Annotated in this window: 21 protein-coding genes, 3 tRNA genes and 1 pseudogene; 20 read left to right on the top strand and 5 right to left on the bottom strand. The window is 64.4% G+C overall.

Annotated features, from left to right (window positions below):
* A partial coding sequence (locus BLU54_RS23450) for an FAD-binding protein (protein WP_139169735.1) occupies positions 1–112 on the bottom strand: 112 nt, incomplete at its 3' end.
* 262 nt (positions 113–374) lie between these two features.
* On the opposite strand from BLU54_RS23450, the gene BLU54_RS16850 reads away from it, so the two are divergent.
* The 20 genes and pseudogenes from BLU54_RS16850 to BLU54_RS16750 all read left to right on the top strand — a co-directional run bounded on the left by BLU54_RS16850 (position 375) and on the right by BLU54_RS16750 (position 19420).
* Positions 375–794, top strand: coding sequence for an acyl-CoA thioesterase (locus tag BLU54_RS16850; RefSeq protein ID WP_139169734.1), 420 nt, complete (start codon positions 375–377; stop codon positions 792–794).
* 131 nt (positions 795–925) lie between these two features.
* Entirely contained in the window at positions 926–1630 is a 705-nt protein-coding gene (locus BLU54_RS16845; protein ID WP_091910913.1) for a CoA transferase subunit A, read from the top strand.
* 2 nt (positions 1631–1632) lie between these two features.
* Complete coding sequence (locus BLU54_RS16840) at positions 1633–2283, top strand: CoA transferase subunit B (RefSeq protein WP_091910911.1); 651 nt, start codon at positions 1633–1635, stop codon at positions 2281–2283.
* A gap of 63 nt (positions 2284–2346) precedes the next feature.
* Complete coding sequence (locus tag BLU54_RS16835; RefSeq protein ID WP_091910908.1) at positions 2347–3249, top strand: alpha/beta fold hydrolase; 903 nt, start codon at positions 2347–2349, stop codon at positions 3247–3249.
* Positions 3250–3287: 38 nt separating this feature from the next.
* Entirely contained in the window at positions 3288–3641 is a 354-nt protein-coding gene (locus BLU54_RS16830; RefSeq protein ID WP_091910905.1) for a RidA family protein, read from the top strand.
* A gap of 147 nt (positions 3642–3788) precedes the next feature.
* Positions 3789–6023 carry a RelA/SpoT family protein gene (locus tag BLU54_RS16825; RefSeq protein WP_091910903.1) on the top strand — a complete coding sequence of 745 codons (2235 nt, stop codon included), beginning with the start codon at positions 3789–3791 and terminating at the stop codon, positions 6021–6023.
* Between the two features lie 70 nt (positions 6024–6093).
* Positions 6094–6170 (top strand) — tRNA-Val (locus tag BLU54_RS16820).
* 271 nt (positions 6171–6441) lie between these two features.
* Positions 6442–8349 carry a threonine--tRNA ligase gene (gene thrS / locus BLU54_RS16815; RefSeq protein ID WP_091910901.1) on the top strand — a complete coding sequence of 636 codons (1908 nt, stop codon included), beginning with the start codon at positions 6442–6444 and terminating at the stop codon, positions 8347–8349.
* 38 nt (positions 8350–8387) lie between these two features.
* Positions 8388–8909, top strand: coding sequence for a translation initiation factor IF-3 (gene infC, locus BLU54_RS16810; RefSeq protein WP_091910899.1), 522 nt, complete (start codon positions 8388–8390; stop codon positions 8907–8909).
* A 151-nt stretch (positions 8910–9060) separates the two neighbouring features.
* Entirely contained in the window at positions 9061–9258 is a 198-nt protein-coding gene (gene rpmI, locus BLU54_RS16805; RefSeq protein ID WP_091910896.1) for a 50S ribosomal protein L35, read from the top strand.
* A gap of 25 nt (positions 9259–9283) precedes the next feature.
* Positions 9284–9637 (top strand): 50S ribosomal protein L20, encoded by a 354-nt coding sequence (gene rplT, locus BLU54_RS16800; RefSeq protein ID WP_091910893.1) that lies wholly within the window; start codon positions 9284–9286, stop codon positions 9635–9637.
* Between the two features lie 164 nt (positions 9638–9801).
* Positions 9802–10821, top strand: a complete 1020-nt coding sequence (gene pheS, locus BLU54_RS16795) for a phenylalanine--tRNA ligase subunit alpha (RefSeq protein ID WP_091910891.1) — start codon at positions 9802–9804, stop codon at positions 10819–10821.
* A gap of 51 nt (positions 10822–10872) precedes the next feature.
* Positions 10873–13305 carry a phenylalanine--tRNA ligase subunit beta gene (pheT, locus tag BLU54_RS16790; RefSeq protein WP_091910888.1) on the top strand — a complete coding sequence of 811 codons (2433 nt, stop codon included), beginning with the start codon at positions 10873–10875 and terminating at the stop codon, positions 13303–13305.
* Positions 13306–13350: 45 nt separating this feature from the next.
* Positions 13351–13755 carry an integration host factor subunit alpha gene (locus BLU54_RS16785; RefSeq protein ID WP_091910885.1) on the top strand — a complete coding sequence of 135 codons (405 nt, stop codon included), beginning with the start codon at positions 13351–13353 and terminating at the stop codon, positions 13753–13755.
* A 37-nt stretch (positions 13756–13792) separates the two neighbouring features.
* A pseudogene (locus BLU54_RS16780) lies at positions 13793–14077 on the top strand (MerR family transcriptional regulator); the annotation flags it as partial.
* Positions 14078–14229: 152 nt separating this feature from the next.
* Positions 14230–14305 (top strand) — tRNA-Lys (locus BLU54_RS16775).
* A gap of 402 nt (positions 14306–14707) precedes the next feature.
* Entirely contained in the window at positions 14708–15496 is a 789-nt protein-coding gene (map, locus tag BLU54_RS16770) for a type I methionyl aminopeptidase (RefSeq protein WP_091910881.1), read from the top strand.
* Between the two features lie 701 nt (positions 15497–16197).
* Positions 16198–16914 (top strand): extensin-like domain-containing protein, encoded by a 717-nt coding sequence (locus BLU54_RS16760; RefSeq protein WP_091910876.1) that lies wholly within the window; start codon positions 16198–16200, stop codon positions 16912–16914.
* Between the two features lie 450 nt (positions 16915–17364).
* Complete coding sequence (gene cls, locus BLU54_RS16755; RefSeq protein WP_091910874.1) at positions 17365–18654, top strand: cardiolipin synthase; 1290 nt, start codon at positions 17365–17367, stop codon at positions 18652–18654.
* 253 nt (positions 18655–18907) lie between these two features.
* A complete protein-coding gene (locus tag BLU54_RS16750) occupies positions 18908–19420 on the top strand; it encodes a nucleoside 2-deoxyribosyltransferase (protein ID WP_091910872.1) in 513 nt (170 codons plus the stop codon).
* Between the two features lie 190 nt (positions 19421–19610).
* Here BLU54_RS16750 and BLU54_RS23825 read toward each other — a convergent pair whose 3' ends face one another.
* The 4 genes from BLU54_RS23825 to ybgF form a co-directional block, all read right to left on the bottom strand.
* Complete coding sequence (locus BLU54_RS23825) at positions 19611–20792, bottom strand: glycosyltransferase (protein WP_170845187.1); 1182 nt, start codon at positions 20790–20792, stop codon at positions 19611–19613.
* The gene (locus BLU54_RS16740) at positions 20792–23494 is read right to left on the bottom strand and encodes a class I SAM-dependent methyltransferase (protein WP_091910870.1); all 2703 of its coding nucleotides are present in this window, start codon (positions 23492–23494) and stop codon (positions 20792–20794) included. The genes BLU54_RS23825 and BLU54_RS16740 overlap by 1 nt, the downstream gene beginning before the upstream one ends.
* A gap of 298 nt (positions 23495–23792) precedes the next feature.
* Positions 23793–23869 (bottom strand) — tRNA-Pro (locus BLU54_RS16735).
* A 267-nt stretch (positions 23870–24136) separates the two neighbouring features.
* Complete coding sequence (gene ybgF / locus BLU54_RS16730) at positions 24137–24880, bottom strand: tol-pal system protein YbgF (protein WP_091910868.1); 744 nt, start codon at positions 24878–24880, stop codon at positions 24137–24139.
* Between the last annotated feature and the right edge of the window lies 1 nt (position 24881).

Below are 24881 nucleotides of genomic sequence, written 5' to 3'. Positions count from 1 at the left end.
GCTTGAGCCGGATCGCCGCGGACAGTCCCGCGGGGCCGCCGCCGACCACGACCACGTCGTACTCCATCGATTCGCGTGGACCGTATTGCTCGAGCCAGGCCGGGGACGTCATGGGGCAATTCTCCGTATTGTGACTTTTTCGTTCGCGCCATTGTCGGGGAAGCCGCCATGCGCCGCAACCGGCGCAACGTCGTAGTACGATCGTGCGTTGCAGCATCGGCGCTGGACGGTGCGAGAGACGCCACGGCCGGGCCGGCCGCGACGGCTCAGCCGTTCGGCGCCGGGAACAGACAACAACACGCGGCGCGCACCCGCCCACCGGCGGCTGTCGCGCCGCGGAGCGGCTCGCAAACGCCGTACAGGAGAAGAAGTCGATGGAAGGGTACACAACGGTATTCACGTGCGAGATGCCGATCCGCTGGGGCGACATGGACGCATTCGGCCACGTGAACAACACGGTCTATTTCCGCTACATGGAACAGACGCGGATCGAGTGGCTCGATTCGCACGGCGTGGCCAACGATTTCCCGGGGCAGGGGCCGGTGATCGTCAACGCATCGATGAATTTCCGCAAGCAACTGCACTATCCGGGCACCTTGCTCGGCGTGATGAGCTGTGCGCGGCCCGGGCGCAGCAGCCTGGACACGCATTTCGAGCTGCGACGCACCGATGATCCGGACACTCTGTACGCGGATGGCGACGCGCGCATCGTGTGGGTGGACTATGCGGCAGGCCGTTCGGTGCCCTGGCCGGAGGCGCTGCGCGCCTGTCTGCCGGATGGCGAAGCAGGCTGAAAGCGGCTGAAAGCAGGCAGCAGTCTGCTATTCTACGGTCGGTCAAATCGTACCCGGCGCGCGCGTCGCGAGACCCGCGCGCCGGCTCGCACGCGTTGCGCAACAAGCGATAAAAGAGAAGGGGGACAGTGATGAACAAGATCTACGGCAGCGCCCGCGAGGCACTGGCCGACATCGTGGCCGATGACCAGACGTTCGCGGTCGGCGGCTTCGGTCTCTGCGGCATTCCGGAGGCGCTGATCGCCGCGCTTCGCGACACCGGCGTCAAGGGACTGACCTGCATCAGCAACAACGCCGGCGTCGACGGCTTCGGTCTCGGCCAACTGCTCGAAACCCGTCAGATCAAGAAGATGATCTCGTCCTACGTCGGCGAGAACAAGGAATTCGAACGGCAGTACCTCGCCGGCGAACTGGAGCTCGAGTTCACGCCGCAGGGTACGCTGGCCGAGAAGCTGCGCGCGGGCGGCGCCGGCATCCCCGCCTTCTTCACGAACACCGGCTACGGCACGGTGATCGCCGACGGCAAGGAGACGCGGCAGTTCGGTGACAATCACTACGTGCTGGAGCGGTCGCTGACGGCCGATGTCGCGCTCGTCAAGGCATGGAAGGCGGACAAGTCGGGCAACCTGATCTATCGCCGCACGGCGCGCAACTTCAACCCGATGTGCGCGATGGCCGGCAAGGTTACCGTGGCCGAGGTCGAGGAAATCGTCGAGGTCGGCGAGCTCGATCCCGATCACATCCACACGCCGGGTATCTTCGTGCAGCGTCTGGTCTTGAACGCGACGCCGGAGAAACGCATCGAACAGCGCGTCGTCCGCGCGAAAGGAGACTGACCATGGCCTGGACTCGTGACGAAATGGCCGCGCGCGCGGCGAGCGAACTGCAGGACGGCTTCTACGTCAACCTGGGCATCGGCTTGCCGACCCTCGTGGCCAATCACGTGCCGGCCGGTGTCGAGGTCTGGCTGCAGTCGGAAAACGGCCTGCTGGGCATCGGCCCGTCGCCGACCGAGGATGAAGTCGACGCCGATCTGATCAACGCGGGCAAGCAGACGGTGACGACCCTGCCTGGCTCGTCGATCTTCTCGTCCGCGGACTCGTTCGCGATGATCCGCGGCGGCCATATCAATCTGGCGATTCTCGGCGCGATGCAGGTCAGCGAGCACGGCGATCTGGCCAACTGGATGATCCCCGGCAAGATGATCAAGGGCATGGGCGGCGCGATGGACCTGGTCGCCGGCGTGAAGCGCGTGATCGTGCTGATGGAACACGTCGCGAAGGGCGATCAGCACAAGATCCTCAAGACCTGCTCGCTGCCGTTGACCGGGGTCGGCGTGGTCGACCGCATCATCACCGACCTGGCCGTGCTCGATGTCGATGCGGAAGGCTTGCGTCTCGTCGAAATGGCGCCCGGCGTCACCTTCGAGGAGCTACAGGCGAAGACCGGTGCGCCGATCCGTGCAGACGTATCGGCCAGCGCGCAGTAAGACGGTGAAACGCGCGCCGCGGGTCCGGATGCGCCACGCGTCGCCTTGCGGGCGGTCGGCAGCATGACGGCCGCCGCGCTGGCACCGCGCCGGGGCGAGGCATGGTGTCCGCACGCGGGCGGCATGCACCGCGTCGCCTATGTCGAATGGGGCGATCCGTCGGCGCCGCGCACACTCTTCTGCGTGCACGGACTGACGCGGACCGGTCGTGATTTCGATCCGCTCGCGCAGGCGCTGAGCGGTGAGTGGCGTGTCATCTGCCCGGACGTGGTCGGCCGGGGGCGCTCCGATTGGCTGCCGCATCCGGCGGGCTATAGCATCGCGCAGTACGTGTCGGACATGATCGCGCTGCTGGCGCAACTGCGTGTCGACGCGCTGGATTGGGTCGGCACGTCGATGGGTGGGCTGATCGGCATTGGCGTCGCGGCACTGCCTGAGTCGCCGGTGCGCAGTCTGGTGCTCAACGATGTCGGGCCGAGGCTACAGGCGGAGGGGCTGGCGAAGATCGCGTCGTACGCCGGCACCGCGCGCCGCTTTCCGAGCCGCGCGGCCGGTCTCGCCTACCTGCGCGGCATCATGGACGGTTTCGGACCGCACTCGGATGCGCAATGGCGCATGCTCAACGACGCGATGCTGGTCGCCGAAGACGCGGGGCCGGGCGTGGTGCTGCATTACGATCCGCAGATCGCCCAGCCGTTCCGGGCCGAAGCTGCTTTGTCACCGGCGTCGCTGCACGCGGCCGAAACCATGTTGTGGACGGCATACGACGCGATCCAGTGTCCGATCCTCGTGCTGCGTGGCGCCTGCTCGACGCTGCTTGGCGCGGCGACCGTCGACGAGATGCTGGCGCGGGCCGGCGGACGGGCACGCGCGGTGGAGATCGCCGGCGTCGGACATGCGCCGACGCTCGTCGATCCCGCCCAGATCGCGGTCGTCCGCGATTTTCTCCAGACAGTCGCGTATTGAACGCGACTGCTTCCACCCACCTGTCACTTCACCTGGATATGGACATCGAAAGACTGCACGTCGGCAAACGCCTCTCCGAAGCTGCCATTCACAACGGCACCGTCTACCTGGCGGGCCAGATCGCCGAGGAAACCGGCGGCGACATCGTCGCCCAGACCCGCGAGGTGCTCGGCCATGTCGACCGCCTGCTCGAACAGGCCAACACCGACAAGACCCGTTTGCTGTCGGTGCAGATCTTCCTGTCGGACCTGGCCAACTTCGACGGCATGAACGCGGTGTGGGACGAATGGGTGCCCGAAGGCAACACGCCGCCGCGCGCCACCGTCGAGGCCCGGCTGGCGAATCCCGCCTGCCTGGTCGAGATTGTCGTCGTGGCCGCGCAGCGCGACTGAGTCAACAAGCCGGCCGCCCGGCGTCGCCCCGCGCTGCCCGGCGCAGCGCGGGGCGACACGGGGCGACGCCGGGCGACACCATAGGCCCGGCCGGACGCCGCGGCGTCCGGCGGTCGCTCGCCGTCGTGCCGCGTGCGACTATTCGTCATGGAATCAGAACACAACGTCGAACAGGACCGGCTTGCCCTCGAAGCCGATCCTGGCATAGCTGACGCGCTGGCCTTCGTTGCCGAACAGGGCGCGGACAAGACGCTCGCCTCCGGCGAGCCGGTCCTCGAGCACGCGCTGGGCACCGCCCGCTTGCTCACCACGCTGGAGGTCGACCGGCCCGCGCTGGTCGCGGCGATTCTCTGTCCGGCGCGCTTCGCCGGCGACGAGCGTCTCGATCGTGCGATCGCGGACCGTTTCGGCGAAGAAGTCGCCCGCCTCGTCTCGGACACGCGGCGGCTGTCCGAGCTGGGCGTGGTCGGCAGCCGCGCATCGCTCGCCGCCGCCGGCTCGCGCGAAGCGGAGGCGCAACGCCTGGCCGACGTCGAGTCGCTGCGCAAGCTGTTGCTGGCGTTCGCGCAGGACATCCGGGTCGTGCTGATCCGGCTGGCCTCGCGTCTGCAGACGCTACGCTTCCACGCGAACAGCAAGAGCGAGCCCGAGCCGCATGTGGCGGCCGAAACGCTGGAGATCTACGCGCCCCTGGCCAATCGACTCGGCATCTGGCAGTTCAAATGGGAGCTGGAGGATCTGGCGTTCCGTTTCGTCGACCCCGACACCTACCGACGCATTGCCCGCATGCTCGACGAAAAGCGCATCGAGCGGCAGGCGTTCGTGGCCGGTGCGATCGAGCGCCTGCGCGCCGAGCTGGCGGCGGCCGGCATCGAGGCCGAGGTCAGCGGGAGGCCGAAGCACATCTACAGCATCTGGCGAAAGATGCGCGGCAAGGAGCTGGATTTCAGCGAGCTGTACGACGTGCGCGCGTTCCGGGTGATCGTCGCCGACGTCAAGGACTGTTACGCGGTCCTCGGACTCGTCCATCACATCTGGCAGCCGATTCCGAAGGAATTCGACGACTACATCTCGCGGCCCAAGCCGAACGGCTACAAGTCGCTGCACACGGTGGTGATCGGCGACGACGGCCGCGCCTTCGAGGTGCAGATTCGTACGCAGGAGATGCATCGTTTCGCCGAATACGGCGTGGCGGCGCACTGGCGCTATAAGGAAGCAGGCGCCAAAGGCTATGCCGGCCAGTCGGTCGCCAACGAGGCGTACGACGACCGCATCGCCTGGCTGCGGCAGTTGCTGTCGTGGAAGGACGAGGTCGTCAACGACAGCGGCGATGTGGTCGAGCCCTGGACGCAAATCAAGCAGACCGAGCCGGACGACCACATCTACGTGCTCACGCCGCAGGCGCGCGTGGTTGCGCTGCCGCAGGGTGCGACTCCGGTCGACTTCGCGTATCACGTGCATTCCGAGCTCGGGCACCGCTGTCGTGGTGCGCGCGTCGACGGCGTGATGGTGCCGTTGAACACGCCGCTGGCCAACGGTCAGACGGTCGAGATCATCGCGGTCAAGCAGGGCGCGCCGTCGCGCGACTGGCTCAACCCGCAACTGGGCTATCTGCGCAGCCCGCGCGCGCGCACCAAGGTGCGCGCTTGGTTCAATGCCGCAGACCTTCAGGAAACGGTCGCGAACGGCCGGGCGCTGGTGGAAAAAACCCTGCAGCGCGAGGGCAAGACGGCGGTCAACCTCGACCTGCTCGCCAACAAGCTCGGTTTCAAGGCGCCCGACGCGCTGTTCACCGCCGTGGCGAAGGATGAGCTCAGTCTGCGCCTGGTCGAACAGGCGCTGTCCGACGCACCGTCGGAAGCGGCCGAGCGTCCGCCCGAAATCGTCACCAAGCAGAGCAGCGGCAGCAGTGTCGCCCGCGGCGCGTCCAGCGGCGTGCTGGTGGTCGGGGTCGGCGCGTTGATGACGCAGCTCGCGCGCTGCTGCCGCCCGGCGCCGCCGGATCCGATCGCAGGCTTCGTCACGCGCGGCAAGGGTGTCTCGATTCACCGCATCGGCTGCCCGAGCTTCCGCAAGATGGCCGAACGCGCGCCGGAGCGGGTGTTGGAGACTGCCTGGTCCGAAGGGCAGGGCAGCACCGTGTATCCGGTCGACCTTGTCATCGAGGCCACCGATCGGCAAGGCTTGCTGCGCGACATCTCGGAAGTCTTCTCGCGGGAGAAGATCAATGTGATCGGCGTGCAGACGGCGTCGAAGCGCGACGTGGCACTGATGCAGTTCACGGTCGAGGTCGCCGACGCCTCGCGTTTGCAGCGTGCGCTTGCAGTGCTGTCCGAGGTGTCCGGCGTCGTGCGAGCGAGCCGTCGCGCGGACGTGCGCTAGGCGCGCTGCGAGGAAAATCCCAGAAAAAGCTTGCATTCCTGGGAAAGGTCTTTATAATTTCAGCTTCTTCAGGCTCGTAGCTCAGCTGGTTAGAGCACCACCTTGACATGGTGGGGGTCGTTGGTTCGAGTCCAATCGAGCCTACCAACGAAAAGCGCGGGTGTCGTTGTTGGGCATCCGCTGTATTGAAACCTGGGTCGTATCGAGGGCATCGTCTTTCGAAGCGTCTCTTGAACATAAAGCGCTGAACATGCATCCGCGAACGCTGACCGGTACCGCAAGCAAGCCTGCCTAGTCGGGACCGGTTCATCGTTCGCAATTCAGCGATAAAAAAGCGGCCTCGTAGAGGCCGCTTTTTTTTTGTCCTCGTATTTGTCCCTGCAAGCGGATCGCCTCATGGCGGTCGTCGGAGAAGAAGATGGTTTCGGTACGCCTGCCCGATGGTTCGGTACGACAATTCGACAAGCCGGTCACGGTGGCCGAGGTTGCGGCCTCGATCGGTCCCGGTCTTGCCAAGGCCGCGTTGGCCGGCCGGGTGGACGGTCGCGAGGTCGACCTGTCGACGACGATCGATCACGATGCGTCGCTCGCGATCATCACCGAAAAGGATCCGGAAGGCCTGGACATCATCCGCCACTCGACGGCCCACCTGCTCGCCTACGCGGTCAAGGAGCTGTTTCCCGAGGCGCAGGTGACGATCGGCCCGGTGATCGACGACGGTTTCTACTACGACTTCGCCTACGCGCGACCGTTCACGCCCGAGGATCTGGAGCGCATCGAGCAGCGCATGCACGAACTGGCCAAGCGCGACGAAGTCGTGACGCGCCGCGTCGTCTCGCGCGACGAGGCGGTGGCCTATTTCGAAGGGATCGGTGAACGCTACAAGGCGCAGATCATCGCGTCGATCCCTGCCCAGGAAGAAATCAAGCTGTACTCGCATGGCGGCTTCACGGATCTGTGCCGCGGCCCGCACGTGCCGAGCACGGGCAAGATGAAGGTGTTCAAGCTGATGAAGGTGGCCGGCGCCTATTGGCGCGGCGACGCGCGCAACGAACAGCTGCAGCGCATCTACGGCACGGCCTGGACCCGGCCCGAGGAGCAGAAGGCGTATCTGCACCGGCTGGAAGAGGCGGAAAAGCGTGACCACCGCAAGCTGGGCAAGCAGCTGGACCTGTTCCACCTGCAGGAAGAGGCGCCGGGCATGGTGTTCTGGCATCCGCGCGGCTGGTCGCTGTGGCAGAGCATCGAGCAATACATGCGTGAGCGCCTGAACGAGGCAGGCTACCAGGAGATCCGTACGCCGATGGTGATGGACCGTTCGCTGTGGGAGCGGTCCGGCCACTGGGAAAACTATCGTGAAAACATGTTCACGACGGAATCCGAGAAGCGGGACTACGCGATCAAGCCGATGAACTGCCCGGGTCACGTGCAGATCTTCAATCACGGCCTGCGCTCGTATCGCGACCTGCCGCTGCGCTATGCCGAGTTCGGCTCCTGCCACCGCAACGAGCCTTCCGGCGCGCTGCATGGCCTGATGCGCGTTCGCGGCTTCGTCCAGGACGACGCCCACATTTTCTGTACGGAAGACCAGATCGACGTCGAGGCGATTGCCTTCAACACGCTCGCGATGAGCGTCTACCAGGATTTTGGCTTCGAGCACGTGGCTGTCAAGCTGTCCTTGCGGCCGGAGAAGCGCGCTGGCAGCGACGAGGTGTGGGATCGCGCGGAAGCCGGCCTGCGGCATGCGCTGGCCGCCTGCGGCATTGAGTGGGAGGAACTGCCAGGCGAAGGCGCGTTCTATGGCCCGAAGATCGAGTACCACATCAAGGACGCGATCGGCCGCTCGTGGCAATGCGGCACCTTGCAGCTCGATTTCGTGCTGCCGGAACGGCTCGATGCCGAGTACGTGGCCGAGGACAACACGCGCCGCCGTCCGGTGATGTTGCACCGCGCCATCCTCGGTTCGCTGGAGCGGTTCATCGGGATTTTGATTGAAAATCATGCGGGTGCGATGCCGGCATGGCTTGCGCCGGTGCAGGCCGCGGTACTGAATATTTCCGACGGCCAGGCAGAATACGCCCAGTCTGTTGTTCAAACGTTGCAAAAACAAGGGCTTAGGGCGGTGTCCGATTTGCGCAATGAGAAAATTGGATATAAAATACGCGAGCACGCGCTTCAGAAGATTCCCTACCTGCTCACGGTGGGCGATAAAGAGCGCGATTCGCAAACCGTTGCCGTGCGGGCCCGAGGCGGCCAGGATCTTGGCGTGATGCCCATCACGCAGTTCTGCGACCTGCTGAGATCGAAGCGCCAGTCGTTTGAATGAGGTCCGGCGGTTGAGGCTATTTCACAGAGGAACGTAACATCGCTACTGACAAGTCGAACCGCATGAACGGCGAGATTCACGCGCCGGAAGTGCGTCTGGTTGGTGTCGACGGAGAGCCGATCGGCATCGTCAAGCTTGCCGAGGCCTTCCGATACGCGGAACAGGCCGATGTCGATCTCGTCGAGATCGCGCCGCAGGCTGTGCCGCCGGTCTGCCGTCTGATGGACTATGGGAAGTTCAAGTACCAGGAGTCCAAGAAGGCGCATGACGCGAAGCTGAAACAGAAGATCGTGCAGCTCAAGGAAGTGAAGTTCCGCCCGGGTACCGACGACGGCGACTACGGCGTGAAGCTGCGCAACCTGACGCGCTTCCTCGAGGAAGGCGACAAGGCGAAGATCACGCTGCGCTTCCGGGGCCGCGAAATGGCTCACCAGGAAATCGGCATGCGGATGCTTGAGCGCCTGCGGACCGATCTGGAAGAGTACGGCCAGGTCGAGCAGATGCCAAAGATGGAAGGCCGGCAGATGGTGATGGTGATGGGGCCGAAAAAGCGCAAGTAGGGCTGAACGGTCGTGCGCAAGAATTCGACGGACATCGAGCCGTCGAAACGGCAGCCGGAACGGCTGTCGCAAATAAGTGCGAGAGGGTTTGACAAGGGCGACCAATGGGTCGCACACCCGCCCGCATGTCTAAAAAGTGCTGGAGTTTGTTATGCCGAAGATGAAGACGAAGAAAAGCGCTGCGAAGCGCTTCGTCGTGCGTCCGGGTGGTACCGTCAAGCGCGGTCAAGCCTTCAAGCGTCACATCCTGACCAAGAAGACCACCAAGAACAAGCGTCATCTGCGTGGTGCAGTGGGCGTTCACGAGTCGGACGTCGCGTCGGTTCGCGCGATGATGCCGTTCGCCTAAGCCTGACTGACTACGGAGAGAAGAAATGCCTCGAGTAAAACGTGGGGTTACCGCACGGGCCCGCCACAAGAAGGTCATCGACGCTGCCAAGGGTTACCGCGGCCGTCGCAATAACGTCTACCGCATTGCCAAGCAAGCGGTCATGCGCGCCGGTCAGTACGCGTACCGTGACCGTCGCAACAAGAAGCGTGTGTTCCGCGCGCTGTGGATCGCACGTATCAACGCTGCGACCCGCGAGCACGGCATGACCTACAGCGTGTTCATCAACGGCCTGAAGAAGGCGTCGATCGAACTCGACCGCAAGGTTCTCGCCGACATGGCGGTGTTCGACAAGCCGGCCTTCGCGGCCATCGTCGCGCAGGTCCGTTCGGCCGCCTGACGGACGATGCGGCGAGGCAGGGCGCTGCGGCGCCCGGACTTGCCGCCCGGTGCGTCGCGTTCGGCGAAGGGTGCGGTTCGCGACGGACCATGTAGGACAAGTAGTGACGGGGCTCGCTGAGCCCCTTTTTTCTTGGCGCGGAGCGCCGGACGACTCATCGACACATGGCACACGATCTCGACCAGATAGTCGACACCGCGCAACGCGCGTTCGCCGATGCGGCTGACAACACCGCCCTCGAAAACGAGAAGGCGCGTTTTCTCGGCAAGTCCGGCCAGTTGACCGAGTTGCTCAAGGGCCTCGGCAAGCTGGACGCGGAGACCCGCAAGGCCGAAGGCGCACGGATCAACGCGGCCAAGCAGGCGATCGAGGCAGCACTCACTGGACGCCGTCAGGCCCTGGCCGACGCGCTGCTCAACCAGCGACTCGCCGCCGAGGCGATCGACGTGACGCTGCCGGGACGACGCGCAGCGACCGGCACGCTGCATCCGGTGATGCAAACCCGTGAGCGTGTCGAACAGATCTTCTCGTCGATCGGCTTCGACGTCGCCGATGGTCCCGAGATCGAAACCGACTGGTTCAACTTCTCCGCGCTGAACAGCCCGGAGAATCACCCGGCGCGTTCGATGCAGGACACTTTCTATGTGGATGCGAAGGATGAGGGCGGTCGCCCGCTGCTCCTGCGTACCCACACCAGCCCGATGCAGGTGCGCTACGCGAAGCTGCACCGCCCGCCGATCAAGGTGATCGTGCCGGGCCGAACCTATCGCGTAGACAGCGACGCGACGCACTCGCCGATGTTCAATCAGGTCGAAGGCCTCTGGATCGACGAGAACGTCAGCTTCGCCGACCTGAAGGGCGTCTACACGGACTTCCTGCGCCAGTTCTTCGAGCGTGACGACATCGTCGTGCGCTTCCGGCCTTCCTATTTTCCGTTCACCGAGCCGTCGGCCGAAATCGACATGAAGTTCGAGGCGGGCGCACAGGCCGGCCGTTGGCTCGAAATCTCGGGCTCCGGTCAGGTGCACCCGACGGTGATCCGCAACATGGGGCTGGACCCGGAGCGTTACATCGGCTTTGCGTTCGGCAGCGGTCTGGAGCGTCTGACGATGTTGCGCTACGGCGTGCAGGACCTGCGCCCGTTCTTCGACGGCGACCTGCGCTTCCTGCGTCAGTTCGCCTGACGCGTCGCAGCGGCCGTGCCGCGCCCCCTGTAGAAATCGACCGATCACACGATGCAATTCTCAGAATCCTGGCTGCGCAGCTTCGTCAATCCCGCGCTCGACACCGAAGCGCTGGCTCACGCAATGACGATGGGCGGCGCGGAAGTCGAATCGCTGCGTCCCAGCGCGCCGCCTTGTTCGGGCGTGGTGGTGGCCCGCGTGGTCGACGTGTCGAAGCATCCCGACGCCGACCGGCTCAACGTTTGCCAGGTCGATGTCGGGGGTGAGCGCCTGCTCAACATCGTGTGCGGCGCGCCCAATGTAGCGCCTGGCGTGCGGGTGCCCTGCGCGCTGGTCGGTGCCGAGCTGCCGCCCGCCGAAGCCGGGGGCGAGCCGTTCCGCATCCGGAAGGGCAAGCTGCGCGGCGTCGAGAGCGAAGGCATGCTTTGCTCGGCGCGCGAACTGAAGTTGTCGGAAGATCACGGCGGTCTGCTGCTGCTGCCGGCCGACGCGCCGGTCGGGCAGGACATCCGGGACTATCTCGGCATGGACGACACGATCTTCGAGGTCAAGCTCACGCCGAACAAGGCGGACTGCCTGTCGGTGATGGGGCTGGCGCGCGATGTTGCGGCGATTACCGGCGCGGCCTTCGAGGCGCCGGCCGTCGCGCCGGTCGCGCCTTCGCTCGACGAGCGGCTGCCGGTTCGCATCGCTGCGCCCGACCTGTGCGGCCGTTTCTCCGGACGGATCGTTCGCAACGTCAACGCGCGCGCGGCCACGCCGGCGTGGATGGTCAGCCGCCTCGCCAGCGCCGGGCAGCGCAGCGTGTCGGCGCTGGTGGACATCTCGAACTATGTGATGCTTGCGCTTGGCCGTCCGTCGCACGTGTTCGATCTCGACAAGATTTCGGGCGGTCTCGAAGTCCGCTGGGCGCGCGACGGCGAATCGCTGCAGCTGCTCAACGGTCAGACCGTGACGCTGGCGTCCGATGTCGGCGTCATCGCGGACCAGCATTCGGTCGAAAGCCTGGCCGGCATCATGGGCGGCGATAGCACCGCGGTGTCGCTCGACACCCGCAACGTCTACATCGAAGCCGCGTTCTGGTGGCCCGATGCGATCCGTGGCCGGGCCCGCCGCTACAACTTCTCGACCGACGCCGCCTATCGCTTCGAGCGCGGCGTCGACTACGCGACCACCGTCGAACATGTCGAACTGCTCACGCGTCTGCTGATCGACATCTGTGGCGGCGATGCAGGGCCGGTCGACGACCAGGTCGTCGCGCTGCCGGCGCGCCAGCCGGTGACGCTGCGCGTCGCGCGCCTCGTGAAGGTACTGGGCGTGACCATCGCCGCCGACGAGATCGCTGACATCCTGACGCGTCTGAACCTGCCGTTCGATCGGCAGGAAGACCGCTTCGTGGTGCGGCCGCCGTCCTATCGCTTCGATCTCGAAATCGAAGAGGACCTGATCGAGGAAGTGGCGCGCATCTATGGCTACGACCGCATCCCGGTACGTCCTCCGGTGGCACCGTCGTCGATGCGGGGCTTGCCCGAAACGCAGCGTGGCTTGCATGGCGTGCGGCGCCGCATCGCGGCGCGCGACTATGTCGAGACCGTCAATTTCAGCTTCGTCGACGCCGATTACGAGCGCGATCTGGCCGGCAACGCCACGCCGCTGCGCCTGCTCAATCCGATCGCCAGCCAGTTGTCGGTGATGCGTTCGACGTTGCTTGGCGGCCTGATCGATGTGTTGCGCTACAACCTGAACCGCAAGGCCGACCGCGTGCGTGTGTTCGAGGCCGGCCGCGTGTTCGGCGCGCAGTCGGCGGCGGAGGCCGGCCCGCTGGCCGTGCGGGGCATCGCGCAGCCGCTGCGGGTCGCCGCACTTGCCTACGGACCTGCGGACGAGGAGCAATGGGCGCAAGCCACGCGGCCCGTCGACTTCTTCGACGTCAAGGGTGACCTCGAAGCGCTGCTGGCACCGCGCGTCGCGCGCTTCGACAAGACTTCCCATCCCGCGCTGCATCCGGGCCGTGCGGCGTCGGTCTGGCTCGACGGTGTGGAAGTCGGCTTCATCGGCGAGCTTCACCCGCGCTGGCAGCAGAAATACGAGCTGCCCCGCGCGCCGATCGTGTTCGAGATCGACCTCGCGGCGGCGTCGCTGCGCGCCTTGCCGGCGCCATCGCTGGTGTCGCGTTTTCCCCCGGTGCGGCGCGACATTGCGCTCGTCGTTCGCGACGAAGTGGGGGCCCAGGCCGTGCTCGATTCGCTGCTCGCGGGCGCGGCCGAACCGGCCTGCAAGGCGGTGCGGCAGATCGTCCTGTTCGACCAGTACAAGCCGCGCGAGGAGGGTGCCGGCGGCCTTGCCGCGGGCGACAAAAGCCTTGCGTTCCGTATCACCTTGCAAGATACTGAGTCGACGCTTAACGACCAGGACATCGATCTCGCGATGGATGCCCTGGTTGGTCGCGTGGCTCGAGAACATGGAGCGCGCTTGCGCAGCTAGTCCGGCCCGGAGGGTCGTGGCGACGAAACGAGCGCCGGTTTAGATATGAACGAAATGGACTCGAGTGAATTTCAAGCCTTGCTCGCCGCTCAGCGGCAGGCGCTTGCACGGGAGCACGCGAGCGGGGCCGGCGAGGCAACGGATAGCGCTACGCTGACCAAGGCGGAGCTGGCCGAACTGCTGTTCGACGAAGTCGGTCTGAACAAGCGCGAAGCAAAGGACATGGTCGAGGCATTCTTCGACGTGATTCGCGGCGTCCTCGAACGGGGTGAGGGCGTCAAGCTGTCGGGGTTCGGCAACTTCCAGCTGCGCGACAAGCCACCGCGACCGGGCCGCAATCCGAAGACCGGCGTCGCGATTCCGATCGCTGCCCGGCGCGTCGTGACTTTCCATGCGAGCCCCAAGCTCAAGGCACTGGTCGGCCACGCAGGCAAGGACACGGCGGAGTAAGATGCGCGTCGTCCTTTCTGGCGTTCGACCCTAGGCAATGGAAAAGAACAATCTGCCAGCCATTCCCGCCAAGCGTTACTTCACGATCGGAGAAGTCAGCGAGTTGTGCGGTGTGAAGGCTCATGTGCTGCGCTATTGGGAGCAGGAGTTCACGCAGCTCAAGCCAGTGAAGCGTCGCGGCAATCGGCGCTATTATCAGCACCATGAGGTGCTGCTGATCCGTCGCATCCGCGAGCTGCTCTACGAGCAAGGTTTCACGATCAGCGGCGCGCGCAATCGTCTCGATTCGGTGCGCAGCGGACGCGGCGCCCAGGACGAACCGCAAGGGCCCACGCCCGAGCATGCGCTGCTGAACGAACTGCGCGGCGAGCTCGAAGCGCTGCTGACGTCGTTGAGCGGCGCAGCGGGTCAAAGTGTGCCCGTGCCCCAGCGCGATTGACAGGAAACTGTCACGAAGCTATAGTGGCGGACTTCGGGTCGTTAGCTCAGTTGGTAGAGCAGCGGACTTTTAATCCGTTGGTCGCGTGTTCGAGTCACGCACGGCCTACCAGAACAAGGGGCTTGGGATCATTCCCAGGCCCTTCGCACATCTGCGCCAGGTCTTTGCGGTGCTTCGATCTCTTGCCGTAAGTGGCAATGCCGCAAGACCACAAAACCACAAACCACAAGACCTGCCGGCCCGCTACCGCGCGCCCGGTAGACAAGCAGTCCCGTGGGAAACCCAAGCCTGCGTTACTGATGTTATCGGCGCAGGCCGCTGACTGCGAAACGTTTCCTATTGCAGTCGCAACTGTTGACTGTCTCGCGCTCGGCGCGGACGCCTCCGAGCTGGGCCTTTGCGTGCCTGCTGCATTGCCGCCGCAACCGCCCACAAGCGGACGGGGCGACGCATTGACGAGGCGACGAGACGAGTAGCGTGTTCAACCTTCTCCGCTTCACTGGAGTCCGCCAGATGGCCGTCTTGCCGAAAACCGAAAAACAAATCCAGGGCATGCGCGTGGCCGGACGTCTGGCCGCAGATGTGCTGGAAATGATCGCCGAATACGTCGTACCCGGCGTGACGACCGAGGAACTCGACCGGCGCTGCCACGACTTCATCCGCCAGGTGCAGAAGGCGACGCCGGCCAATGTCGGTTACCACGGCTTTCCAAACACCCTTTGCACATCGGTCAACGAGGTCGTCTGCCATGGCATTCCGAACAAGAGTCAGGTCCTGCAGGACGGCGACATCGTCAACATCGATGTCACCGTGATCAAGGACGGTTGGCATGGCGACACCAGCCGGATGTATTGCGCAGGCACGCCAAGCGTCGACGCGCAACGGCTGATGGATACCACTTTCGATGCGATGATGGCGGGGATCGCCGCGGTCCGACCGGGCGCCCGATTGGGCGACGTCGGACACGCGATTCAGACGCTGGCCGAGGCGAACGGTTATTCGGTCGTGCGAGAGTACTGCGGGCACGGCATCGGTCGTGTGTACCATGAGGAACCGCAGGTTCTGCACTATGGCAAGCCCGGCACCGGGCTGCTTCTGAAGAAGGGCATGACCTTCACCGTCGAGCCGATGATCAACGCGGGACGCCGGGAAGTCCGCCAACTGACTGACGGCTGGACCGTCGTCACGCAGGACCGCTCGCTGTCCGCGCAGTGGGAGCATATGATCGCGGTCACCGACGACGGTGCCGAAATCCTGACGCCCTGGCCGTCCGACCGGCCGGCGTCTGCCGCCGCGCAGTGAGATGGCGCAGTGAGACGGCGCAGCGATGCGGCGCAGTGAGACGGTGCAGTGACATCGTGGGCGCGAACTTCTCGCGATCAACGCGGCGCTGCCTGAGGCGCGCTCCAGCCTGACCGCCGACGATCGAGTATTGACAGAGCACTGCAGTGCCCGGCCGAACGCGGCGGGAAGGCGCTGAGTGTTGTTGGCGGTGTCGGCGGTGACGAGAGCGGCCTGGCCATCTTGGCGTTGCGCGCTCCGCTACACCGTTTCGCGCCTGCCATCTTGCGCCTGCCGTCCCGCGCCTGCCATCTCGCACCTACAGTCTCGCGCCATTTTCACTGCATGACAGCCGGCGACTTACCGCCTGCGCATCGCCACTGGCGCGTCACCGCCTGCGCATCGCGCCATGGGCATCGCGTCTTACGCATTGACTCTCGCGCATTGCCGCTCGCGTATGACTTCCGGCTTCCCGCACGCGTTGCCCTGCCGGACCGCTTCGGCTTGGCGTGCACCAATGCCACGCGGACCCTCTGCCGTCGTCTTGCCGCACGTGGCCCATGCCACCTTGCGCTGGCGTGGCGCCGCGGCTGCATTGGGCGATGCATGCCGTGTCGCGCGGTGCGACCCTTCGCAGGACCGCAACTTGCGGGTTTTGGCGCGGCTGGGGATGGCACCCGGCTCGATCGCGCCGCGACAGGCGCCCAGACGGTTGCAGACCGATGCGTGCACTTCTTTCCGTATTGTTTTTCGTCGCGACTCTGCTCGCGGTGATGGGGCTGACGCTACAGCTGTCGAAGTACGCGTTCGAACGCGGCTGGCTGCCCGCGCGCTACAACCCGTTCAGCGACCTCGACGTGCGGCAGCCACCGACGGCGGTCACCCCTTTCAAGCTTTGGCGGGCCGCCAACGATCGCGAATATTGCGACCGCGCGCTGGCCAGCGCGGATTTTTCAGTAACGCCACTGCCGGACCGCGACGACGATGATGGCTGCGGCCTGCACGACGTCTATCGGATCTCGCGCACGGGCACGGCGCTTAGCAGCAGTTTCATGGCGACCTGCGAGCTTGCCGCGGCCTACGCCTTGTTCGAGCACCACGGCTTGCAACCGGCCGCACAAGCGGTGTACGGACAGCCGGTACGTCGTGTCGAACACCTCGGCAGCTATGCATGCCGAAACATCAACCATGCAGCGAGTGGCCGCCGGAGCGAGCATGCACACGCCAATGCACTCGACCTAAGTGCCTTCGTCCTTGCCGACGGGCGGCGAATCACGGTCAGCGGCGGCTGGCGCGACAACGGCGATGCAGGTCGTTTTCTTCATCAAGTATTCGACGCTGCCTGCGAGTATTTTCACATCGTGCTCGGACCGGAATACAACGCTCTGCACCAGAATCACTTTCACGTCGACATGGGCCGCTTCCGAACCTGCCGATAGGCATCCATCGATGCGTCGCATCAGCGAACGAATCGTCGGCGCAACCGCCACCGCCGCAGGCGCGATGGTGCCGACCTTTGCCGGATCCACGGCTCACGCCGCTCGGCACTACCTTTGCTTAAGCACGCCCAGACCAACGCCGTGACACGACGCGTCGGCGTGTCACCGCACCCCCGGGTAACACTCCCGGGCAGCGCTTGGCGGCACCGCGCCGGGGCAGGATGTGTACCGACGCGCATGCGAAGCCTGTGCCGCGCCGCCTCGGCGTTGCGCCGCGGAATGCCGTTGAGTAGGGCGTCGAGTAGGAGGTTGAGTAGGAGGTTGAGTAGCGGCCTCGGGTAGCGGCCTCAGATAGCGGTTTCGAGCGACGACCGCGGGTAACGGCGTTCGCGAGCAGTGCGAAGCGCAACCGCGCCATAAGGAACAATAAGGGGGAGACCGGCCGGATTTATGAAGATCACTTCCGAGCGCAAGGCCACGCTGTGCGCGGTGCTGCTGACGTTCGTCCTGACCGTCATCGCCACGCTGATCGTAGCCAACTTTTCTTCCAACGTCAGCGACGTCAAGCGCGCGATTCCACGGCTCTACTCGGTTGATGACCCGCAGTTCCGTCTTACGATGGGAACCCTGCTGGGGCCCGGAATCGTCGACGGCAACCACGTGACGGCACTGATCAACGGCGACCAGATCTTCCCCGCGATGCTGCGCGACATTCGCAACGCAAAACGCACGATCGAATTCGAGACATACATTTACTGGTCGGGAGGCATCGGCGATGCATTTGCCGATGCGCTGGCCGACCGCGCGCGCGCCGGCGTCAAGGTGCACGTTCTGGTCGACTGGGTCGGCAGTCAGCGTATGGACAAGCAGCAGATCGACAAGATGGTCAAGGCCGGCGTCGCCTTCCGCCAGTATCGCCCGTTGCGCTGGTACACGCTGGATCGCATGAATAACCGCACGCACCGCAAGCTGCTGGTGATCGACGGCCGCGTCGGCTATACCGGTGGCGTTGGTATCGCGCCCGAGTGGACCGGACATGCGCAAGACGCCGCACACTGGCGCGACTCGCATTTCCGCATCGAGGGTCCGGTGGTGGGACAGATGCAGGCGGTCGCCATCGATAACTGGATCAAGGCCACCGGTGAAGTCCTGCATGGCGATGCCTACTTCCCCGATATCCCTCGCGTCGGCGGTACGTCCGCGCAAGTGTTCAGCAGCGAAGCCACTGGCGGCTCCAACGTCGCGTTGATGTATATGCTGGCGATCACTGCCGCCCAGCATTCGATCTACATCGCGAATTCGTATTTCGTACCGGACGAGGCGATGCGCGACACGCTGCTCGCAGCGTTGCGCCGAGGGGTCGCGGTGCACGTGATGGTGCCGGGTCCGCACATGGACGTCGAGACGGTAAGGCTGGCGTCGCGTGCCGACTGGGGACCGCTGCTGGCGGCCGGAGCCAAGATATACGAATATCAGCCGACCATGTACCACTGCAAGGTGATGGTGGTCGATGGGAGTTTCGTGTCGGTAGGTTCGACGAATTTCGACGCACGCTCGTTTCGCCTGAATGACGAAGCCAACGTCAATGTATTCGACGGCAACCTTGCACACAGCCAGATCAGCGCATTCGAAGCCGACGTTCAGCACGCGCGTCGAGTCACATTTGACGAATGGCAGAATCGCCCCTTGCGCGAGAAGATGATAGAACGGTTGTTCGCGTGGTTCGGACCGCTGCTTTGAGGATAGGCGACAGCCGCGTCGGACGCGACGTGATTGCGGTCTGACGCAAGGCCGGGATGGTGTCGGCGAGACCTGCGTAGTGTGTGCTCGCGCGGCCAGACCTCACGCGCGCGGGGCCGCGTAATGGTGGCCTGTGCCGACTACGTTCCAACCACCTTGCAACCACCTTCCAACCGCGCCTCGACCAAGCGCGACTGTCTCGCTTCGGGCGAGATAAATAAGGCGCTCGCCGAGCGTTCGACAAGGAGGATCGATGGCGACCCTGTATCTGGCGGGCTTTGACGGCTTCTACCAGGACGGTGCAGCTCGCGGCAAGACGCTGCAGGCGCTCTGCGCCGAATACGGTTTCGACGCCTGGTTTCCCTTCGATAAAGCGGCACCTGACGGGCTTGCCGGACGGGCGCTTGCGGAATGGATCTATGCATCCAACCTTGCAATGATTCGCGAAGCAGACGCCGTGTTGGCCAACGTGAACAACTTTCGCGGCGCGGAGCCCGACTCCGGTACGGCATTCGAAATCGGCTTCGCAGCGGCGCTCGGCAAACCGGTGTGGGCGTATATGGATGAGGCCGGTACGCTCGTCGATCAATTGCGCTACCCGGAGAATAGCGACAAGGCCGGCGTGGCCATCGATCGCGATGGCTTCGTCGTCGAGGACTTCGGGTTGCCTCGCAATCTGATGCTGGCCTGCGCCGCAACGGTGGTGGCGGGCAGCGTGCGAGACTGTCTCGAGCGGATGCGTGGGCCGGGAGCGTGCGGTCAATGATCACGCAAGGCCTGTCACCGGGTGTGTTCGTACAAGTGCTCGGGTCCGCTAATAACGGTACGTACGCGCGAAGGCATCGCTGCCGGCCTGGCAGTGCGCCCGACCAGGCGTCGCCGCAGTTGTCGCGAGCGTCGCGCAGAGCGTGCGTGGCCGCATCGCCTGCGCTGCGCGACGATGCGGCAACTGCCTCTCATGCGCCAAACACCGCGCTCTCGATGGTCGCCGCGTGTCGGTTCCAACCATAGTGCGCTTCGGCGTAGCGTTGTGCGACCGATGCCATTTCTTCGTAACGGGCACGGTCCTGCAGCAGCGCAATGGCGCTCCAGAGCTTGTTCTCCCACTCGTAGGATCGTGCGAGAAAGCCGTTGTCGCCGTCCGTGATCGCATTCCGAAAGCAAAAGGTCGGCGACGCCACCGTGACCGTTCCGCAGATCGCGGCCTCGAAAAACTTCAGTTCGGATTTGCAGTTCGTGAACGTGTTGTCAACCAGCGGCGCGATATTGATCTCGGTCTGCGCGATGATGCGCTGCAGGTTCAGATAGTCCTGTAACGGTACGCGATCGATGCGATCCCTGAACCGTTCGAGAACGGGCGAGGGCTCGAGGTAGCCAACCAGGGTGAGCCGCGCGCTCCGCTCGCTGTCGAGGATGCGCGCCAGGGCAGGGGCCGCTACCGCGAAGTCGCGCTGATGAGAGGGCGTTCCGCTGAAATAGCCGATATGGAAGTGGCCGTCCGACGCAAAGCCGCTCGACCGCTTGCGCTCGAAAAGTTGCGCGGAGATTTCCTGCTGCCGGCGCTCGAGGAAATTCGGCACGACACCCACTTCCAAATGCGGGGCGAAGTCCTTGATCTTGCCAGCCAGGAAGGCGTTAGTCGTTACCGCCCGGTCGCACAGCTTGAGCAGCGTTCCGTGTCGGGCAAAGTAGCCGTACCACTCGGTCAGTAATGCCTCGCGCGTGGTGTCCTGATCCAACGTATTCAATACAAGTTCAGTGAACTCGGTATCGAAGACCAGGTCGTCGACATCGAACAGCAGTTGCACACCGCGCTCGCGCGCGAGATTCACCAATTGGCCGATCGCCGGCGAGTGAAGTGTCCGGCAAAAGACAAGGGCGTCGACGTTCTCGAGGACCGATTCCATGAACGGAAGATCGCCCCGGTGGAACCAGCCCGCGGAAACCCCTGATGCGCCGTCCGCCGTCAACGCCTGCACCATGTTGAATGCACGGTAGCGGAATGTGCTGTTGTCGGGCGTCGCGTAGTAGTAAGCGATTCGACGTTCCTTTCGCCGGAGCAATGACAGTCGCGCCGAGAAGGGCAGGTCCCACGGGTTGTGATACTCAACCGGTGCAACGGACGAATAGGCGAACATTACTTGGCCCTCGTACCGAGCTTGGCCACCAGTGCGTCGAGGCATGGCGCGAGGGTTTGCGACCAATCCTTGGCGATGCCTTCGTCGCTCCAGTTCTGCGCAAGCGTGTGCTTGTCGTCCGCCAGCGAGACCGCTGCGCGAATCGCCTTCTTCAGTTCGGCGATGCTCGGATCGACGCACAGGATATTGCGCGAATACTTGTCCAACGAAGTCTTCAGGCCCTGCTGGTTGGTTACCACGACCGCGCCGGCGCCGGCCAGATCGATCGGCGGGTAACTGGGGTGCGGCGTATCCATCAGCGACAGACCGATGTCCATCTCCTGGATCAGTTCGAGGTATTCGTGCCAGGAGAGATTGCGATAGTAGTTCGGCTTCACATCGTGCGGCAGCACGATCTGATGCATGTCTTTGCCGGCGAAGTGGAACGCCCATTCGTCGGGCGCGAGTGTGCCGTCTTCGAGACACGCGTTGATCACTTCCAAGCCGCGCCAATACAGGTTCCGTAGATTGTTCGGACGCGCATAGAAGAAGAAATTGCGCTTGCCGGATGCCGGACGCCTGCCGGCTCGTTTGATCGCCGGAAACGCGGGCTCGAACCAATGCCCGTTCGCGGACACCGAGCGCAGCGCGTCGTTGCCTGACGTCAGGTGGCGGTACAACAGTTCGCTGTTGATGGCGAAATGGATGCCCGGCTCCGCGAGCATTTCCACGCATCGAAGGCGTTCGTCGCCGAACGGGTAGAACATGCGCTCGTCTTCCTGCAGCAAGTAGACGATACGATCGGCAGGCACCGCGCGCCGTACCGAGCGCGTGGTCCACCATGAGGTCGTGACGAACAGGTCTGAGTCGGCGACGGACAGTTCATAGCCATCGGCGAGGCCCGAGTGCACGAAATCGACGTTCTGTTTCGCCGGTATGTTGTTCAGCGCCAAAATGTCGGCGTAGGCGTGGGGATCGGGTGCATCCAGTCGTGTGACAAGCCGCAGCGGCAATCCGAGACGATCGGCGAGCATCGTCGAGAAGACGATGGCGGTTGCGACGCCACCGAACAAGGCGCCGCGACTGATGCTGTCGGTAACCATCGTCACCCGCCGCGGCTCGCCCGCGACCCGGAAGACGCGCAACGGGGCGATGCTGGCGAAGTGCCGGTCAAGCAGTTCGCGCACAGGAATCGGCGCGTCCGCCGTTCGGGTGGCGATCTGCCCGGTCACCGGGCGCATCGGCCGGTTCTCCTTGCGGCCGAACCGTTCGAAGTGGGCCAGCGGATTCAGATTGGCTGCGCGGACGTCGGCGTTGTGCTCAAGGTAGTGCAACGCGTCGAAGTTCGGGCCAGGGCTGCGTCCGTCCCGGCCGACGATCGCGTAGTGGAGATGCGGTGGAAGTTTCGAGGCGGCCGCATCGGCATAGTGCGCGGTGTACCATTGCGCGTCGAAAAGCGACGAAGCCGCCACCACCTCGGCGTCTTTCAAATGCTGCTTGCGCAGCGACAGGTGTTGCCGCAAGCTGCCGGTGACACCGAGGGCCGCCAGGTGAGCGGCACGCCTTAGCCGCGGATGTGTGCCCAGGAAGGAACGCATCTGGCTCGTGGCCCGCCAGACCGTGCTGCTCTCGATCTCGAGACGCCGCGCCCGTTCGGCGGCGAGCGCCTGCTGTGCGTCGGCGACGACTGACGAACCGGACGTCGCGGCCGCTTCGCCTGTCACGGTTCTTTCACGCTCGTTTTGTAAACTTGCTGCAAGACTACGGGCCTTGCTCTCCGCTCGCAGCAGTGCAGCGTGCAGTTCACGGTTTTCGTCGTTCTGCGCGACCACCCGCGCATTGGCCTGTGCACAGGCGGTTTCGGCCGCCTGGCTGCGGTTGCGCCATTGATCAAGTTCCTGTTCAAGGGCGGCTTGCTGCCGGGTTCCGACATCGAACGATGCCTTTTGCGAACTGTCGGCGGCCAGCAGGCGGCGTTCGGCTTCCCAGCGCTCGCCCAGCACAGAGAATCGGTGACGGACCGTACTCGCCGCGTCGCCGCGCTGGTTGCAGAGCGAGAGGACGGCGCGCGGGGCATTGGCGCCATAGGCAAGCACGCCCAGACCGTGGCCGTGCAGAAATTCGAAGGACGGATGCCGTCGGCGCACTTCGTCCCAGAAACGCCATACGCCGAAGCCGGCGGCGCGCTCGTTGGTATCGTGAAACAACACGACCGCGCGTTCGCTCAGCTTCGGGCGCCACGATTCGAAATCATGGCCGACGGCTTCGTAGCTATGGAAGCCGTCGATGTGCAACAGATCGATCGAACCGTCGGCGAAATTCTGTAGCGCATCGTCAAAGGATGCCCGAATCAGCGTGGAGAAGCTGCCAAAGCGAGTACGATGGTGGGGTTCGAAGTCGGCAAAGACGGCGTCATCGTAGGCGCCCGCATGGGCGTCGCCTTGCCAGGTGTCCACCGCGAAGCAACGCGTGTCGAGTTGCGCTCGCTCGACCGCCAGGCAGAATGCGGAATAGGACACGCCGGAATGGGTGCCGAGTTCGACGAGCAGACGGGGCCGCGTGACCGCCACGATCCACTGCCCGAAAGGAATGTGTTCCGTCCAGGCGCTGCGCAGATCGATCCGGTCGGCGCGCCAAAACAGCGGTGCGAGTACGGGGGCGAGCAGGTCCGAAACGTCGTACGGATCGATCTCGCCGTCGGCGTCACTGGCTTGATGGTTCATTCTTCTTCGCGTGTGGGATCGACGCCGCGTCGCCGCTCAGGCAGCCAGCAGAATCGTGTTCAGTTGGTGCGGTCGTCCCGCATGGTTAAAAAGTTACAGCGGGCCGCGAGCCGTGGCAAGCGGCGCGAAAGTACTGCGCAGCATTGGCAGCCAGCGACCGCGCCGTTTGCACAAGGGGGCGTTGCCATCCTACGCGCAGACGCGCGCGCCGGTTGGCGGCATGGACCGCGTTGCTTGTCCTGATGCATCAGAAAACAAAAAGCCCACGCGATACACCGATCGCGTGGGCTTGAATATTTGGTCGGGGCGAGAGGATTTGAACCTCCGACCACCTGCACCCCATGCAGGTACGCTACCAGGCTGCGCTACGCCCCGAAAGTCCAAAAGTATAACCGAAGACGCCTGGAACCGCCAATCTTCATGAAGCTGAGCGGCGTGCGGCCGCCAGAAACGGTTGGCCCTGGATAGGCGCGGCGCCGGGAGGCGAACCGCCCAGCGGACGTCCAGTGGGTGCCTCGGAGTCGGCGCGAGCCGCTGACGACCTGGCGACGCCACGGGCGACGATTCGATCGGCAGCGTAGGGCGGCGAGCCGGCGATACTTACGCGGAACGGCGTCCGGCGCTTACCGACAACCTCCGCGCTCAGCGCAGTTTGCTCAGCCGTTCCTGTGCGTTCTGGGCGGCAGGCGTTCCCGGGTACTGGCTGATGACACGTTGCAGAGTCTGCCGTTCGGCGCTCTTCTGATTCTGGTCGGCCTGGTTGTTGGCGATCGACAGCAGCGCTTCCGGCGCACGCGGATGCGTCGGATAGTTCTTCACGACGCCATTGAGTTCGGCGGTCGACTTCGCATAGTCGCGCTGTGCGTAGTACGCATTGCCGAGCCAATAGTGAGCGGTCGGCTGGTACGGACTCTGTGGATACTTCCGGATGAAGTCCGAGAAGGCGCCGGTGGCGGCCTTGTAGTTGCCATCGCGAAACTGCTTGAGCGCGGCATTGAATGCGTCGTTCTCGCCTGGTTGAACCACGCCTTCGACGCCGTCGACGGTGGTCTGCTGCGGTTCGAACTTCTTCAGGCGCTTGTCCAGGTCCGCATAGTAGTCCTTCTGCGTGAGCTGGATCGTGTTCAGTTGGTTCAGCGCTTCCTCGGTCTGACCGCGAAGCTGGGCGTTTTCGCCTTGCAGCTGATCGAGCCGGTTCGACTGATCGAGAATCGTGCGTTGCGCCGCGCCGAGCTGGTCGCGGAGCGCATTGACCGTGGTGCGGAGATCGAGGATGGCCTTGCGGGCTTCGTCGTCGCTGAACGCATGGGCCGGCATCGCAAGCGAGACGGCCCATGCAAACAGCGCCGAACGAGCCGTGCTAGCCAGGAGGTGGCGTGACGGCATT

The sequence above is a fragment of the Chitinasiproducens palmae genome (genome assembly GCF_900095735.1).
GTDB lineage: Bacteria > Pseudomonadota > Gammaproteobacteria > Burkholderiales > Burkholderiaceae > Chitinasiproducens > Chitinasiproducens palmae.
This window is presented reverse-complemented; position numbering and strand designations above follow the sequence as displayed.

Bases quoted from the DNA above. Each gene is read 5' to 3' on its own strand.
- BLU54_RS16850 (WP_139169734.1), top strand. From the start codon at position 375: ATGGAAGGGTACACAACGGTATTCACGTGCGAGATGCCGATCCGCTGG.
- BLU54_RS16845 (WP_091910913.1), top strand. From the start codon at position 926: ATGAACAAGATCTACGGCAGCGCCCGCGAGGCACTGGCCGACATCGTG.
- BLU54_RS16840 (WP_091910911.1), top strand. From the start codon at position 1,633: ATGGCCTGGACTCGTGACGAAATGGCCGCGCGCGCGGCGAGCGAACTG.
- BLU54_RS16835 (WP_091910908.1), top strand. From the start codon at position 2,347: ATGACGGCCGCCGCGCTGGCACCGCGCCGGGGCGAGGCATGGTGTCCG.
- BLU54_RS16830 (WP_091910905.1), top strand. From the start codon at position 3,288: ATGGACATCGAAAGACTGCACGTCGGCAAACGCCTCTCCGAAGCTGCC.
- BLU54_RS16825 (WP_091910903.1), top strand. From the start codon at position 3,789: ATGGAATCAGAACACAACGTCGAACAGGACCGGCTTGCCCTCGAAGCC.
- thrS (WP_091910901.1), top strand. From the start codon at position 6,442: ATGGTTTCGGTACGCCTGCCCGATGGTTCGGTACGACAATTCGACAAG.
- rpmI (WP_091910896.1), top strand. From the start codon at position 9,061: ATGCCGAAGATGAAGACGAAGAAAAGCGCTGCGAAGCGCTTCGTCGTG.
- rplT (WP_091910893.1), top strand. From the start codon at position 9,284: ATGCCTCGAGTAAAACGTGGGGTTACCGCACGGGCCCGCCACAAGAAG.
- pheS (WP_091910891.1), top strand. From the start codon at position 9,802: ATGGCACACGATCTCGACCAGATAGTCGACACCGCGCAACGCGCGTTC.
- pheT (WP_091910888.1), top strand. From the start codon at position 10,873: ATGCAATTCTCAGAATCCTGGCTGCGCAGCTTCGTCAATCCCGCGCTC.
- BLU54_RS16785 (WP_091910885.1), top strand. From the start codon at position 13,351: ATGAACGAAATGGACTCGAGTGAATTTCAAGCCTTGCTCGCCGCTCAG.
- map (WP_091910881.1), top strand. From the start codon at position 14,708: ATGGCCGTCTTGCCGAAAACCGAAAAACAAATCCAGGGCATGCGCGTG.
- BLU54_RS16760 (WP_091910876.1), top strand. From the start codon at position 16,198: ATGCGTGCACTTCTTTCCGTATTGTTTTTCGTCGCGACTCTGCTCGCG.
- cls (WP_091910874.1), top strand. From the start codon at position 17,365: ATGAAGATCACTTCCGAGCGCAAGGCCACGCTGTGCGCGGTGCTGCTG.
- BLU54_RS16750 (WP_091910872.1), top strand. From the start codon at position 18,908: ATGGCGACCCTGTATCTGGCGGGCTTTGACGGCTTCTACCAGGACGGT.
- BLU54_RS23825 (WP_170845187.1), bottom strand. From the start codon at position 20,792: ATGTTCGCCTATTCGTCCGTTGCACCGGTTGAGTATCACAACCCGTGG.
- BLU54_RS16740 (WP_091910870.1), bottom strand. From the start codon at position 23,494: ATGAACCATCAAGCCAGTGACGCCGACGGCGAGATCGATCCGTACGAC.
- ybgF (WP_091910868.1), bottom strand. From the start codon at position 24,880: ATGCCGTCACGCCACCTCCTGGCTAGCACGGCTCGTTCGGCGCTGTTT.